Consider the following 13,418-nt stretch of genomic DNA (forward strand, 5'->3'; position numbering starts at 1 on the left):
ACCGGCAGCCGAGGCAGAGCCGGGCTGCATATGCGGTCGTGCGGCCCGTCACGCGCGAGCGCGGCCGGCTTCGAGCCGCCGCCCCGCCCGCCTAGCGATCGCCGAGAAAATGCTCGACCGCGAAGTTGAACGCCTCCGGATCCTGCAGCATCGCGAAATGGCTCGTGTCGGGCAGGATCTGCAAGCCGGCGCCGGGAATCGTCGCGGCGATGTATTCGGTGTGCTCGCGCCGGATCGCCTCGTCGTGATCGCCGTCCATCACGAGCACCGGCGTGGTGATCGCCTTCAGCTGCGCGTCGCTCCAGTTCGGCTGCGAGGCCCACATATGGCTGATCTGGCCGACGAACGCGTCGTACTGCTGCGGCGTCGGCGACAGGCGGCGATACTCGTCGCCGCCGCGCCGGATGAAGGCCGCGAAGGTCGGGTTCTTCTCGACCTCGGGTATCACGCCGTCGGTCTTCGTATTCGCGGCGAACGCCACCACCTTGCCGACGCGGTCCGGATGACGGATCGCCATGTCGATGCCGATGATCGCGCCGTCGCTCCAGCCGACGATGTCGGCCCGGCGCAGCTTCAGCACGTCCATCAGCGCGACCACGTCGTCGGTCATCAGGTCATAGCCGAACGGCTGCGCATCGCGCGAGCTGCGGCCGTGCCCGCGGCTGTCCACCACGATCACCTGATGGTGCTTCATCAGCGCCTTGACCTGATGGCCGAAGTAGTCGGAATTCGAGAGGCCGCCATGCAGCAGGATCACCGGCCGGCCATGGCCGATGGTGGCGTAGTAGAGATGGATGCCGTTCACCTCGGCGATGCCGTGCTGCTCGCCCGCCACCGGTGCGGGCGTGGGCGGCAGCGTCCGCCAGCGCGGTTCGGCCTGCGCGTGCAGCGCGAACGCGGCGCAGGCGCAGAGCAACAGGCGCCGCAGCCGCGGCCGGTTTGGGTTCGGATGGATGGGCATGGGAAGGACCGTGGGCGTTCGCATCGGGATGCGGCCATTATAGGAGCGCGGCGCGCGCCTTTGTCACGCCGTTTCGGCGGGCCGGCCATCGGCTCGGCGCCGCGCCACGTCTCGCGCGCGGCGGCCGGACAATGGCGCGTTTATCGCCAGAGGTGCGAGGCGTGCCGCGGACTTCGGCAGCGCGGCGGCCGGAACGCGGCCCGGCTCGCTGCCGCGCCGCGTGGTTGGCGCGCATGGGGGCTCCGGCACGCGAGTGCCGGAGCCGTTGCCTGCCGCGCCGCAGGCAGGCGGCCGCAGGCTCTGCGGGTTTAGGTGTGATGATCCGGGCACTCGCGCAGTAATCCCGGCTCGACACCGGACGAAGGGGCGCCACGGTGTCTCGCACTGGCCTCCATCATCGCGTGTCCCGCCGCGCCCGTACAACAGCCGCCGCAAGGAAAACGTGCACCGCAGATGGCGCCGCGCAAACCCTAGGCGCGCGGAGGCGGCGCCGGCCCGCGAGTTGTAGAGCGGCGCTGGCGACGGGGTGGACCATTCGAGGCTGCGGCCGTTCCACGGATCGCCGCTGGCGTCGCGCAGCGCGTCGCGGCGGCGCACGCTCACGTAGATCTGCACCGGCATGGCGAGAATCCCGAGGCCGACGAACACCGCGCCCACCAGCGCCACCACCAGCCATGGACGACGGCACCGAGTAGTGGTTCATGCGGCGCGTCATGCCCTCGAAGCCGAGGATGTAGAGCGGCGTGAACGCGAGCCACTAGCCCACCAGCCAGCACCAGAACGAGACCTTGCCCGCGGTAAATCGTGAACAGCCAGTTGAACAGTTTCACGCCGGTGGGAATCGAGATGATGGTGGTCATCATCTCGGAGAACGCGTCGAGGTTCGCACTCGAGCCCATCGTGCAGAAGTGGTGCAGCCGGACGCAGAACGACTGGATGCCGATCGACGAACTCGCGCAGCGCGTCGGCCTCAGCATGAACATCCCGCCGCCGGCAGGATCTGCCGAAGGGCGCGCTGCGGCATCGCCTGTGCATCGTCGAGGACGACCCGTACTGGCTGTTCGCGCCCGATGCGCCGCCGCTCGGCGCGGTCGCCGGCGAGGGCATTCATCTCTGGTGTCCGCTGCCGAGCTACCGGGCACCCGGCGAACTGGCGGCTGCAGCCGGCGGCGAGAGGCCGGCGGTGGCGCCGTCCATGGCGTTCCATCTCGGCGGGCGGGCCCCGGGCGCGATCCGCATCTCGCTAGGCGCGACGCCTGATCTTACGCAGTTGCACGCGGCGCTCAAGCGACTGTCGGTGCTGCTCGCGAGCGACGTGTCGAGCGGGCGCGGGATGATCGCCTGAGGGAGATGCGAAGGAAAAGCAACCGAAGGAAAAGAAAAGGCGGGAGCGCAGGACGGTGACGCGGCGATCAAACACGGAGGATGCGGCCGGGGCGGCCGGAATTCGGCATGCGATGCGACGGCCCGGCTTCGGGTCCCGCCGGCCGCGCCCGCCACTGCGAGGCCCGGCGCGACCGGCGAGACGCCAGGCCGGCGTTCGCTCAGACTTCCAAGCCGGGCTTGCGCGGGGCCGGCATGGCCGGCGCCGGCGGGCGGGCCGGCGCCACCGTGCCGACAGGCGGCGCGACCGGCACGAGGTACAGCACCGGGCGCGGCGCCTGCATCACCACCACCGGCGGGCCGACGAACATCGCGTCGAACGGGCCGCCGGCGAAGCCGGGCATACCGCCGAACGCGGCCTGCTGGAGCGCCTGCATCTGCATTTGCATGCGCGCCTGCAGCGTGGCCATCTCGGCCATCTGGGCGCGCATCTGGGACTGCATGCGGGCCTGCACCTGCCGCATCATGGCGGGGGACATCGACGACGCCGAGGGCCCGACGCCTTCGCTGGTGCTGGTCTGCATCACGAAGCTGGCGCCGCCGTCGGGGCTTTGCCAGCTCCAGGTCTTCACATGGGCCGGACCGGCGGCGGTCTGCACGATCCGGGACGTCTCGCGCGCGGCGACGGGCTTGCCGTCGATCTGCACGAATACCGGATCGGACGCCATCGCGAGGGCCGGCGCCAGCGCGAACGCGCCGGCGAGGATCGCTGCATGAAGTCGCATCGGTTGTTTCTCCTGTCGTTATCGCTCGTTGACACGGGCGGCGAGAATATCGCGCGCAAATATTCGGCGACGAGGCTTAAACGAAGCTTAAAAACGGGGCAGGCAGCAGGCCGCATCGGATACGCCAGCGGCGGCATTTTGAGAGCAGGCCGACAAACGCCTGGAGCGGGCACGGCCGCGCCTGCCGGCCTGCACACCTCGAGCGGCCGCGTCACCCGCGCGTGGTTCTTTCGATCGCGACCCTCATACCTGTGATCGTCCGTTGTCGTCTCGCGGTTTGTCATCAGCGTTTCACAAGGCTCGCCGCACGAAGGCGAGTTTCGCGTAAACTGCGCCAGATCCTCCCTTCGCGCTAGGCCGCGTAGGTCGAAGCACCGTATTGCCAGGAGATGCCCCGCATGCATGCAGTGCCCTTGTCGCAGCCCGACGATGTGATCGAACCGACCGCCACCGCGCCCGTGCGTGATCTGCGCCGCGTGCCCATCCACCCCGACTTCTGGTATCCGCTCGCCTGGTCGCGCGAACTGAAGCGCGGCAAGACGCTCGGCGTGCATTTCGCCGGCGATCCGATCGTGCTGTTTCGTGGCGACTCGGGCACGGTATTTGCGCTCGAGGACCGCTGCGCGCACCGCCAGGTGCCGCTGCATGCGGGCGTGGTGGACGGCGACGCGCTGCGCTGCGGCTACCACGGCTGGACCTACGACTGCAGCGGCAAGTGCGTGGACGTGCCCTACCTCGGCAAGGAGCGGCTGCCCAACGGCGTGCGCTCGTATCCGTGCCGCGAGGTGCAGGGCCTGATCTTCGTGTTCACCGGCGATTTGGCGCTGGCCGACGAGAAGCCGGTGCCGGCGCTTCCCACCGTGTCGGACCCGAAATACAAGACGCGCCGTTTCGGCCGCGAGGTGAAGTGTCATTACTCGTTCATGCACGAGAACCTGATGGACATGAACCACCAGTTCCTGCATCGCCGCGAGATGGGCCAGATGAAGGCGCGCTCGCTGGGCCGCCGGCGCGGCGAGGGCTGGGTGGAAGTGGACTACACCTTCTCGCGCGCCGAGGGCAAGCAGCCGATCGGCGAGGCGCTGGTGTTCGGCGCCAGCAAGAAGCCGCAGGATCAGAGCGACAAGAGCGTGATGACGATCCGCACCGAATACCCGTACCAGACGCTGAAGATCCTCTCCAGCGAAGGCACGCTGGTGATGGACCTGTGGATCGTCTACGTGCCGCTCGACAGGCAGCAGCGCACCAACCGCACGTTCGGCATGCTGTCGATCCGCAAGCCCTCGTTTCCGTTCGCGCTGGACCTGGCCTGGCCGCTGCTGGTGTGGTTTACCGAGCGGATCTTCAAGGAGGATCGCTGGATCGTCGAGCGCGAGCAGGAAGCGCACGACATGCAAGGCGAGGACTGGAACCACGAGGTGTTCCCCGTCATCAACGACCTGCGCGACGTGCTGCGCAACAACGGCGCGCGCACCGTGATCCCGATCCTCAACCTGGGCGCCGAACCGCGGCCCGCCGCCTGAAGCAGGCCCCCTGCCCTCTCCTGCGCTGATCGGCGGGCGCGACTTGGCCCGCGCCCGCGCCGTGTCCGCGCACCACGCACCGCGCCGTCAGGCGGCGAACGCGCCGCGCATCAGCAGATGCTCGAAGTCCTTGAGCGCGGCGGCCGCCGTCGCCTGCGGGCTGGTGCGGCCCAACGCGATCAGTTCGCCCATCGCATCGGTCTCGATCCGCACCGCCTTCATGCCGGCCCCCACCCGCGCGAACGGATGATCGGCCGCATAGGTACGCAGCCGCACCGCCGCGCCGACGCCGCCGTCGGCCTGCCGCTCGATGCGGCCGACCAGCTTCGGCACCCGGCCGGCCGCGCGCCAGCGCGCCAGATCCTCGCGGCTCACGCGCGCGATTCCCTCGCGCGCGACCGCGTCGAGCGCGAGCCGCGCGCCGAAACCGGCATTCGCGAGAATGCAGACCTTGCAGGCGGTGTCGGAACCGTCCACGTCGCAGCGCGGGTCGGGCTCGGCCATGCCGAGGCGCTGCGCATCGGCGAGCGCGGCGTCGAACGCGGCGCCGCCCATCATCCGATCGAGCACGTAGTTGCTGGTGGCCGTGAAAATGCCCTCCATCACGCGCACCTCGCAGCCGGCAGCGTTGTATTCGAGCAGGTCGATGGTGGGCAGCGCGGCAGCGGTCGCGCCGCTGATCTTCAGCATCACGCCGTTCGCGTCGGCCAGCGCGCGCAGCCCCGGATAATCGACCAGCAGCGCGCCCTTGGAGATCGCGATGCCGTGCGCGCCGGCGCCGAGCGCGGCGCGCAGGTAGCCCAGGCCCGCACCGCCCGTGCGGTAGTCGGTCGGCCCCGCCTCGATCAGCACGTGAGGGCGCGCGGCGGCCACCAACGCGGCGCCGCTCAGCGCCGGATCGAGCAGCGCGTCGGCCGCGAGCGCATCGGCGCCGGCCGGCAGCCCGTCCGGCGCGACGAGGCCGCCGCGCGAACGGCTGATGCCGGTCAAGCGCACGTCCACGCCGTAGCGCTCGCGGTAGCGCGGCCGGCGCGCCTCGAGCGCTTGCGCGACGCGGCGGCCGATCGCGCCGAACCCCGAGATGACCACGTCGCAGCGGCTCATGACGGCTTGCGACGGCACGCTGCGGCGCGAGGCGGGCGGCTCGCTCACTTCGCGAACAGCTTGCCGAGATCGGCGAACGCCTTGAATTCCAGCGCGTTGCCGGACGGATCGAGCAGGAACATCGTGGCCTGCTCGCCGGGCTCGCCCTTGAAGCGGATGTACGGCTCGATCACGAACTGCGTGCCGGCCGCGCGCAGCCTGTCGGCCAGCGCGTGCCACTGCTCGAGCGTCAGCAGCGCGCCGAAATGGCGGACCGGCACGCCATGGCCGTCCACGGCGTTGGTGCGCGCGGTGCCCGTCTCGTCGGGCGCGAGATGCGCGACGATCTGATGGCCGTACAGATTGAAATCGACCCACTCGGCCGAACTGCGCCCCTCGGGACAGCCGAGCAGGCCGCCATAGAAAGCCCGCGCCGCCTCGAGGCTGTGCACGGGAAACGCGATGTGGAACGGAAGCAGCGGGGCAGCGGATGCGCTCATGGGTCGACACTCTCGAGTTAGGGACCGATGCCCCGCCGCGCGGCGCTCGCACGGCAGGGCGACGAGCTTCATCTTACCGATGCGTTTTATTGATTAAAAACGATATTTTTCCGATCTGACGATCGATTTTTTTGATCAAACCCGCACTCCGGCGAGGCCCGCCGCCGGCCCCCCGCCGCCCCTGGCAAGCGCGATGCAGGCCTTCGCGAGCACCTCGGTCGGATCGACCAGCACCGCGTGCGCGCCATCCGGCGCGACGTAGTCGGCCATCGGCAGCAGCAGCGGCAGCTCCGTGCAGCCGAGCAGCACCACGGCGGCGCCGGCTGCGATCAGCGCGTCGAGCGCCGCGCCGATGTCCTCGCGGCAACGGCCTTCGGTAAAGCCGGCCTTCACGCCGAACTTGCCGTAGATCGCCGCCATCACCCGCGCCTGCAGCGCCGGCGGCGGCACCTGCTGCGCGAAGCCCTCGGCGGCCAAGGCGTCGCGGTAGACGCCGCTCGCGAGCGTGCCCGACGTGGCCAGCACGCCGACCTCGCGCAGCGCCGGGAAGCGCTCGCGCAGGCGGCGCGCCGTCACCGTCAGCATGTTGATGATCGGAATGCCCAGATGCGGCTGGATGCGCTCGACGAACGCGTGCGCGGTGTTGCACGGAATCGCCACCAGGTCCGCGCCGCCCTGCTCCAGGCGCTTGCAGGCGGCATAGAGCGAGACGGTGGGATCGGGGCCGTCGCCGATCAGGTGAGCGGTGCGATCGGGGATCTGGGGGTTCTGCTCGACCAGCACCTTCAAATGGTCCTGATCGCGCGCGGCCGGCGTGTGGTCCACCAGTTTGCGCAGGAAATCGACGGTCGCGGCCGGCCCCACGCCGCCCACCACGCCGATCCGCAGCGGCCCCGGTTCCGCGGCGGGGCCGCCGCCCGGCTCGCCCGTGCCGGCGGCCAGCACGTAGTGCGCGTAGACCGCGTTCGAATCGATCAACGGCACCGGCAGCGGACCGATCGCGTCGGCCGCGAGCGCGATCTCGGTCAAGCCCGGCACGATCAGGTCGGCGCCCTGCGCGACGAGCGACTCGCAGGCGCGCCGCAGCAGTTCGGCCGGGCGGCCGGCCGTGTAGCCGTCGCGAATCCCGTCGGCTCCGTAGACGGCCTCGGTCACCGCGTCACCGCCCGTCACGTGCTCGGCCGCGTCCCTGGCCGGATGGACGAGCACGAAGTCGGGCGCCGTGAAATACCGCTCGAACAGCCGGGCCTCGCGCGTCGCCGCCGAGGCCAGCACGCCGATACGCCGTGCCGCCGGATAGGCGCGACGCACGTGCTCGCGCACCGCCTCGACGATGTCGACGATCGCGAGCGGCGTGTTCGCGCGCAGTTCGTCGAGGAACGTATGGCTCAGGAAGCACGGCAGCACGACGATGGTCACGCCGCGCCGCTCGAACTCGCGAATCCGGTCGAACACGTAGAGCTTGCGTTCGCTGGTGGCCACGCGATCCGAGCCGGCGCCGCGCCACGGCCGCTGCTCCAGGATCGCGTCGAGCGGCTCGGCGCCGGACTGCGCGAGCGCGGCGCGCATCAGCTTGCCGAACACGTCGGCGCCCGCCAGCGGCCCAAGGCCGCCGACGATGCCGTAGCGCCGCCGCGCGCCGGCCGCGGGTGTCGGCGCGGCCATCATTGCGACTCGCCCGGCAGCCGCTCGCGTTCGAAATGCGCCGCATCGGCGGCCCCCGCCTCGCGCCGCCCCTCCCATTTCGCGATCACGGCCGTCGCCACGCTGTTGCCGATCACGTTCGTCATGGTGCGGCCCATGTCGAGGATCTGGTCGATCGCGAGCACCAGCGCGACGCCGGCCGCCGGCAGATGGAACATCGGCGCGACCGCCGCGACCACCACCACCGAGCCGCGCGGCACGCCCGCCATGCCCTTGCTGCTGAGCATCAGCACCAGCAGCATCGCGAACTGCTGCGTAAGCGGCATGTCGATGCCGAACGCCTGGGCGATGAAGATCGCCGCGAACGACTGGTACATCATCGAGCCGTCGAGGTTGAACGCATAGCCGAGCGGCAGCGTGAAGCCCACCACCTTCTGCGGGATGCCGAAGCGCTCCAGCTGCTCGATCAGGCGCGGATAGGCGGCCTCGCTGCTGGCCGTCGAGAACGCCAGCAGCGCCGGCTCGCGCACCGCCTTCAGCAGGCCGAGCACGCCGCGGCCGAGGAACAGGTAGCCGACGCCCGCCAGCAGCACCCACAGCAGCAGCAGCGCGGCATAGAACGCGCCGATCAGCTTGCCGTAGGTCAGGATCACGTCGAGCCCGCGCAGCGTGACGGCCGAGGCCACCGCGCCGAACACGCCGATCGGCGCGGCCAGCATCACATAGCCCGTCAGGCGCAGCATCACCGGCACCAGGCCGTCGACCGCCGTGACCAGCAGCGCGACGCGCGGATCGCGTTTCAGCGCGCCGAGCCCCAGCCCGAAGAACACCGAGAACACCAGGATCTGCAGGATGTCGTTGCGCGCCATCGCGTCGAGCAGGCTGGTCGGGAACGCATGGGTGAGCACGTCCCGCACGTTCAGCGCGGCCGTGTCGAGGCCGGCCACGATGTCGTCGGGACCGGCCGTCAGATGCAGGCCGGCGCCGGGCTGCAGCAGGTTCGCGAACACCAGCCCGATCAGCAGCGAGACGAACGACGCGCAGAAGAACCATGCCACCGTGCGCGCGCCGATGCGCCCGACGTCGCGGCCGCCCTCCATGCCGGCGAGACCCGAGACCAGCGTGGCGAACACCAGCGGTGCGATGATCATCTTGATCAGACGCAGGAAGATGTCGGTCAGGATGCCGAAATAGCCCGCGATCGATTTGGCCTGCGCGGCGTCGGCCGCGTTCGCATGGCACAGGTAGCCGGCGACGCCGCCGAGCACGATGCCCGCGGCGATCCAGAAGGTGAGGCGTGATTTCATGTCCGTCCCCGGTAGGGTGCCGGGCGGGCGCGAGGCGCCGCGCAGCGCGTTGTGATGGAAAAGGAAAAGCAGGACGGCGACGGATGCCAGATCGGCATCGGCACCGCCAAACCGTCAGCACGGATGATAGGAATGACCAACAAGACGGTGATGCGAGTGTGGCATGCAGGTGTGCGGAATCCGCATAGTGCAGGAAAACGCCGTGAAGGGAACCGGACCTGATGACGCAGCCGGCACGCCGCCTGCGCGTCGGCTCCGCGCCGGGATTGCCGAACGCCGGCGGCCCGGCCGGCGCCTCGCGATGGGCCGGCCCATCGTCGCGCTCGCCTCGAACGGGGGCACGCGCCCCTGTCCGGCAGCAGCGAGAAGTCGATCCCGGCATGGTCGAGGCCGAGGCGCGCGCCGGCGGCCTGGAGCGGGCGCGTCAAGCCAGAGAGTCGAGCAGCTTGATGAAATTACGCTTGGCGCGGTGAGTCGTGCGTATCGCATCGAGTTCGGCCGCGAATTCGGCCTGCTCGTCATGCCGGGACCGTAGTTCGGCGATCGCCTGCACCAGCTCGAAGGCATGCTCGTAACGCGCGCCATAGGTCCCGCGCTCGATCGCCGACGGCAGCAGACGGTGGTAGAGCGCGATCGCGTCGTGCGGATGCGATCGCGCGCGCGCCGCCGCCACCGCGGCCCAGATCCCGGCGCTCACCGCGCCTTCGTTGAACACCTGCCAGGCTGCGTCGGCATCGCCGGCGCTCAGCAATGCCTTGACGAGTTCGGTACGGCGCGCCTGTTGCTGAACCTGCCCGGCCGTCCCGGTCGCCGATGCGGCGCGGACGAGGCAATCGCGCAGATGGGCCAGCGCGCGCGTGCGCGTCGCGTCGACGCTGCCGGTCTGGGCCGCGACGCACATCAGCGCCTCGAACGCTTCGCCGGTGGGCAGGCTGAGGAAGCGTCGCCACGCCACCGCATCGGCGTTGGCGGCATCGCCGCGGCGCAAGTAGGCGTCGATGCAGAAGGCGTGCAGCCGCGTGTCCGGGTGCGCCCCGGCTTCAGCCATCCCGCGCAGCGCCCAGGCGATCGCCTCGTCGTCGCGTCCGTATTGCGCGCACGCCTCGGCGATCAGCAGGAACCGGTAGCCGCTGGACAGATCCTTCGCGAGGACCGCCACCAGTGCATCGACGTCGGCATCGAAGCGGGCCAGCGCCAGCTTGGCGGCTTCGAGCCGCAGCCGCGTGCCGTCATACGAGGCGCGACGGCCCGGACCCAGCGCCGGCAGCGCGTCCCACGCGGTGTCGACCAGTTCGCGATAGCGGCTCAGGCCGTCGACGCCGAGCGCCTGCGCATAATTGGGCAGCACGTCGTCGAAGATGCGCCAGTCGTCGATCAACTGAAGACGGTGCAGCCGCTGCGCGAGCGCGACGGGCTCGGGCCGCGTGCGCATGCAGGCGTCGAGATGCACGGCCGCGAGCTCGCGGACCGCGGGCAGCACCGCGCCGCCGGAATCGTCGATGCGTTCGAAGCTCTCAACCGCAAGCTCGATCGCCAGTTCGGCCAGCTCGGCCACCTGGCCGGCCAGCGTGCCATCGAGCCGTTCGCGCAGGCTGTCCGCCAGCGCCGCGAGGCCAGCCGCGTAGGCGCCGGCCTCGCGCCAGTCCAGATGCCGGCTTGCGCGGGCGATGCGGCGCACCGCTGCCTTCAGGCCGGCCTTGTCGCCGCTGCTGGCACGCGCGGCAAGCAGCAGTTTGTCGCGCAACCCGCGATCCTGCTGCGCCGCCTCGCGCAGCCAGCCGCGCAGCGCGTCGAGGTCGAGCGTGGCGAGAAAATCGTCGATCAGATCCGCCTGGGTCCGGCGCGGCTTGCGCGCGGTGCGGGCTTTCGCGGGCGTATCCGGGGGCGCAAATACCTCGGTCCCGGAATTCTCGAGCCATGAGAACGCGACGGCCACCGCATGCTTGCAAAACTGCGAGCGCGCGCCGACCGGGCAATCGCAGGCATGGGTCAGCCGCTTGCCGGGGCCCGCTCCCAGCTGGACCGAATAGAGCGAGCCGCCGCGCACCGTGGCATGCAGGCTGGCACCGTCGACCTGGAGGCGGGACACGGCGCCGTCATGGAAGCAGGCCAGGCCGCGCGCGACGGTCTTTTCGTCGGCGAGCGCAAGCACGGCGGCAAGCGTCAGGGTATCGGCGAGTGTCTGGGTCATCACCGCGGATGGAGCAAGAGAGGAGGATGCCCGATATCGTAACGAATCCTTTCGGCCGGCGGTGCGATCGCGCTACACGCGCGCTGGAAGTGCCGTGCGCAGCCTCGCACCGGCCCGCTCCTTCGCGCGGCGCCGGGGCTGGCTGCGAGCCGCGTTGGACGACCGCTGGACGACAAGGGGAAGGCAATGAGCGGCGCCGGGCGGCGCGCGCCGGATGGCCCCGGCGCCGTGCCATCCGGGCAAGCACGAGACGGGCGCCATCAAAAACCATCAAAGACAATACCGCCGCGTTCGATGCGGCGGTACGAAAGGAAAGACCGGCAGGCGTGAGCCGCGAATCAGGCATTCATCCGCCTGTCGCTGCCGTCGCGGCCGACCGTCGAGCGGTAGCCGGATCGCGGCGAATCCGGGTTCGGGACTCGCCCCCGGCGGGACGGTCGGCGGCGCCAACGCGCTCGCGCCACCGGCAAGTGCACGCCTGTTCCAGGCGCGCCGGAACCCAGCTCGGCAACTGCTGCCGGGTTCCCTACGCGGCATCGGCCGTGGGGAGCCGGATGCGCCGTCGCAGCATCAAGCTGCGCCGCTCCGCATCGCGGCACTGGCGGCCGGGCCGCCCGCCATTACATGCGGCGGTGCGCTTCGGCGATCAGTTCGCAGGTGCGGACGTGGATTTCCCACGCACGTGCCAGGCCGCTACGCAGTTGGGCAAACCATTGAATCACAACCGGAGTCGATGCAGTCGCAGCTTTCATGATGACCTCAGGGTTAGTGCCTAGGGGAAAACCCGTATTATACGGATCCATCGCTGCGGTGCAACAGGGATTGGGGTTTTCGCAACAGAAGCGGTGGCGACGGGCGACATCCGTGGTCGGCCCCGCGCCCCGTTGTTCTCCCCATTTTTACCCGACGGCACCCGCAGGCGCCGGCCGCTTAACAAGGGGGCGTGCGACGCGCCCAAACGGCGAGCGGACACTCCCATACGGCGCGCATCGCGCCGTATGGTTGCCCGGGATCCGCCGCGCACGCAGCCGGCCGTCAGATCGCAGGGCCGTCGCGCAATACTTCGCGAATCGCCGCGTCGAAGCGTGTGCGGCGGCCGATGCCGAGCGCTTCCAACCGCGTCGAATCGAGGTGGCAGTCGTAGGGCCGCGGCGTCGCATCGCGCGGCTCGGCAATCGCGTTCAGCCGCGGCCTCAGGCCGAGCGCGCGGCCGATCCGCGTGGCGATTTCGTGCTTGGTCATGGGCTCGTCGCCGGACCAATGGCAGCGGCCCGTCACGGCCTCGCCGGCCGCATGGCGCGCGACCAGTTGCGTGATCACGTATGCGACGTCGGGCGTCCAGGTCGGATAGCGGATCGCCCAGGCGTCCATGTCGGCGGCCGCGGCACCGGGCTGCGCCGACGCGACGACGGGCGGCACCAGGCTCGTGACGGCCGAGTCGCCCCAGCCGAACACCGGCCCGTACAGCAGCGGCAGGCGCAGCACGCAGGCGCGCGCGGAGGCGTCCAGCAGCGCCGCCTCGCCGTCGGCCTTGCTGCGGCCGTAAGCGTTCAGCGGTGCGGGCGGATCGGTTTCGCGGTAGGGCGCCGCGCGGCCGTCGAACACGTAGTCGGTGGACATCGCGAGCGTCCAGGCGCCGAGCGCATCGGCGCGTGCGGCCAGCGCGGCCAGCGCCTCGACGTTGATGGCGCGCGCGGCGGCCGGCTCGTGCTCGCAGACGTCGGGCCGGCGCTCGGCCGCGCAGACGATCACGGCGTCGGGGCGATGTTCGGCGAAGAAGCGGTCGAGCGCGCGCGCATCGAGCACGTCGAGCGGCGTCAGCGCGTCCGGGCCAAGGCCCGCGAGGCGCGCGGCCGCGCGGGCCGGCGCGCCGTGCGGATCGCGCACCGTCGCGACCAGCCGCCATTCGCGACGCGGCGCGAGCGCGGCGGCCACGGCGCGGCCGAGCAGGCCCGAGGCGCCGATCAGGGCGAGATTCATGCCGAGGGGTCTCCAGATACGCCCGGCAAGCGGGCAGGCCGCCATTGTGCCGCGTTCGCGGCGCCGCGACGCTGGCCTGCGGTGGCGGCCGCGACAGGGCGCGTGCCCGCATTTTTGAGCG

At 70.6% G+C, this 13,418-nt stretch carries 13 protein-coding genes and 1 pseudogene; 3 read left to right on the forward strand and 11 right to left on the reverse strand.

Annotated elements, in window-relative coordinates:
* Positions 1-91: 91 nt before the first annotated feature.
* The 3 genes and pseudogenes from KS03_RS01560 to KS03_RS32400 form a co-directional block, all read right to left on the reverse strand.
* Positions 92-961 (reverse strand): alpha/beta fold hydrolase, encoded by an 870-nt coding sequence (locus tag KS03_RS01560; protein ID WP_012733168.1) that lies wholly within the window; start codon positions 959-961, stop codon positions 92-94.
* 501 nt (positions 962-1,462) lie between these two features.
* Positions 1,463-1,917: pseudogene (locus KS03_RS29330) on the reverse strand (cbb3-type cytochrome c oxidase subunit I); the annotation flags it as partial.
* 14 nt (positions 1,918-1,931) lie between these two features.
* Positions 1,932-2,072, reverse strand: coding sequence for a hypothetical protein (locus KS03_RS32400; protein WP_173941266.1), 141 nt, complete (start codon positions 2,070-2,072; stop codon positions 1,932-1,934).
* An 84-nt stretch (positions 2,073-2,156) separates the two neighbouring features.
* Here KS03_RS32400 and KS03_RS32405 point away from each other — a divergent pair, with 84 nt between their 5' ends.
* Entirely contained in the window at positions 2,157-2,306 is a 150-nt protein-coding gene (locus KS03_RS32405) for a hypothetical protein (protein ID WP_017433172.1), read from the forward strand.
* 199 nt (positions 2,307-2,505) lie between these two features.
* Here the strand turns inward: KS03_RS32405 and KS03_RS01565 are convergent, their stop codons facing one another.
* Positions 2,506-3,069 (reverse strand): hypothetical protein, encoded by a 564-nt coding sequence (locus KS03_RS01565; protein WP_012733167.1) that lies wholly within the window; start codon positions 3,067-3,069, stop codon positions 2,506-2,508.
* 398 nt (positions 3,070-3,467) lie between these two features.
* Here KS03_RS01565 and KS03_RS01570 point away from each other — a divergent pair, with 398 nt between their 5' ends.
* Positions 3,468-4,592, forward strand: a complete 1,125-nt coding sequence (locus tag KS03_RS01570) for an aromatic ring-hydroxylating oxygenase subunit alpha (RefSeq protein WP_012733166.1) — start codon at positions 3,468-3,470, stop codon at positions 4,590-4,592.
* A gap of 87 nt (positions 4,593-4,679) precedes the next feature.
* Here KS03_RS01570 and KS03_RS01575 read toward each other — a convergent pair whose 3' ends face one another.
* The 4 genes from KS03_RS01575 to KS03_RS01590 form a co-directional block, all read right to left on the reverse strand.
* Positions 4,680-5,744 (reverse strand): homoserine dehydrogenase, encoded by a 1,065-nt coding sequence (locus KS03_RS01575; protein WP_230674419.1) that lies wholly within the window; start codon positions 5,742-5,744, stop codon positions 4,680-4,682.
* Entirely contained in the window at positions 5,741-6,175 is a 435-nt protein-coding gene (locus tag KS03_RS01580; RefSeq protein ID WP_012733164.1) for a VOC family protein, read from the reverse strand. Before KS03_RS01580 ends, KS03_RS01575 begins: the two co-directional genes overlap by 4 nt.
* A gap of 135 nt (positions 6,176-6,310) precedes the next feature.
* Positions 6,311-7,843 carry a cysteate racemase gene (gene cuyB / locus KS03_RS01585; protein ID WP_035980479.1) on the reverse strand — a complete coding sequence of 511 codons (1,533 nt, stop codon included), beginning with the start codon at positions 7,841-7,843 and terminating at the stop codon, positions 6,311-6,313.
* A complete protein-coding gene (locus tag KS03_RS01590; RefSeq protein ID WP_012733162.1) occupies positions 7,840-9,126 on the reverse strand; it encodes a dicarboxylate/amino acid:cation symporter in 1,287 nt (428 codons plus the stop codon). Before KS03_RS01590 ends, cuyB begins: the two co-directional genes overlap by 4 nt.
* A 54-nt stretch (positions 9,127-9,180) precedes the next feature.
* Between KS03_RS01590 and KS03_RS31945 the strand changes: the two genes are divergently transcribed.
* Positions 9,181-9,348: a hypothetical protein gene (locus KS03_RS31945; RefSeq protein ID WP_153478498.1), complete on the forward strand. Its 168-nt coding sequence runs from the start codon at positions 9,181-9,183 to the stop codon at positions 9,346-9,348.
* Between the two features lie 202 nt (positions 9,349-9,550).
* Here KS03_RS31945 and KS03_RS01595 read toward each other — a convergent pair whose 3' ends face one another.
* The 3 genes from KS03_RS01595 to KS03_RS01600 form a co-directional block, all read right to left on the reverse strand.
* On the reverse strand, positions 9,551-11,317 hold the full coding sequence (locus KS03_RS01595) for an SWIM zinc finger family protein (RefSeq protein ID WP_012733161.1): 1,767 nt from the start codon (positions 11,315-11,317) through the stop codon (positions 9,551-9,553).
* A 620-nt stretch (positions 11,318-11,937) separates the two neighbouring features.
* Entirely contained in the window at positions 11,938-12,069 is a 132-nt protein-coding gene (locus KS03_RS33035; RefSeq protein ID WP_254985917.1) for a hypothetical protein, read from the reverse strand.
* Between the two features lie 283 nt (positions 12,070-12,352).
* Positions 12,353-13,297: a dTDP-4-dehydrorhamnose reductase family protein gene (locus tag KS03_RS01600; protein WP_012733160.1), complete on the reverse strand. Its 945-nt coding sequence runs from the start codon at positions 13,295-13,297 to the stop codon at positions 12,353-12,355.
* Between the last annotated feature and the right edge of the window lie 121 nt (positions 13,298-13,418).

Source organism: Burkholderia glumae LMG 2196 = ATCC 33617, assembly GCF_000960995.1.
In the GTDB taxonomy this organism is placed as follows: Bacteria; Pseudomonadota; Gammaproteobacteria; order Burkholderiales; family Burkholderiaceae; genus Burkholderia; species Burkholderia glumae.

Bases quoted from the DNA above. Each gene is read 5' to 3' on its own strand.
- KS03_RS01560 (WP_012733168.1), bottom strand. From the start codon at position 961: ATGCCCATCCATCCGAACCCAAACCGGCCGCGGCTGCGGCGCCTGTTG.
- KS03_RS32400 (WP_173941266.1), bottom strand. From the start codon at position 2,072: ATGAATGCCCTCGCCGGCGACCGCGCCGAGCGGCGGCGCATCGGGCGC.
- KS03_RS32405 (WP_017433172.1), top strand. From the start codon at position 2,157: ATGGCGTTCCATCTCGGCGGGCGGGCCCCGGGCGCGATCCGCATCTCG.
- KS03_RS01565 (WP_012733167.1), bottom strand. From the start codon at position 3,069: ATGCGACTTCATGCAGCGATCCTCGCCGGCGCGTTCGCGCTGGCGCCG.
- KS03_RS01570 (WP_012733166.1), top strand. From the start codon at position 3,468: ATGCATGCAGTGCCCTTGTCGCAGCCCGACGATGTGATCGAACCGACC.
- KS03_RS01580 (WP_012733164.1), bottom strand. From the start codon at position 6,175: ATGAGCGCATCCGCTGCCCCGCTGCTTCCGTTCCACATCGCGTTTCCC.
- cuyB (WP_035980479.1), bottom strand. From the start codon at position 7,843: ATGATGGCCGCGCCGACACCCGCGGCCGGCGCGCGGCGGCGCTACGGC.
- KS03_RS01590 (WP_012733162.1), bottom strand. From the start codon at position 9,126: ATGAAATCACGCCTCACCTTCTGGATCGCCGCGGGCATCGTGCTCGGC.
- KS03_RS31945 (WP_153478498.1), top strand. From the start codon at position 9,181: ATGGAAAAGGAAAAGCAGGACGGCGACGGATGCCAGATCGGCATCGGC.
- KS03_RS01595 (WP_012733161.1), bottom strand. From the start codon at position 11,317: ATGACCCAGACACTCGCCGATACCCTGACGCTTGCCGCCGTGCTTGCG.
- KS03_RS33035 (WP_254985917.1), bottom strand. From the start codon at position 12,069: ATGAAAGCTGCGACTGCATCGACTCCGGTTGTGATTCAATGGTTTGCC.
- KS03_RS01600 (WP_012733160.1), bottom strand. From the start codon at position 13,297: ATGAATCTCGCCCTGATCGGCGCCTCGGGCCTGCTCGGCCGCGCCGTG.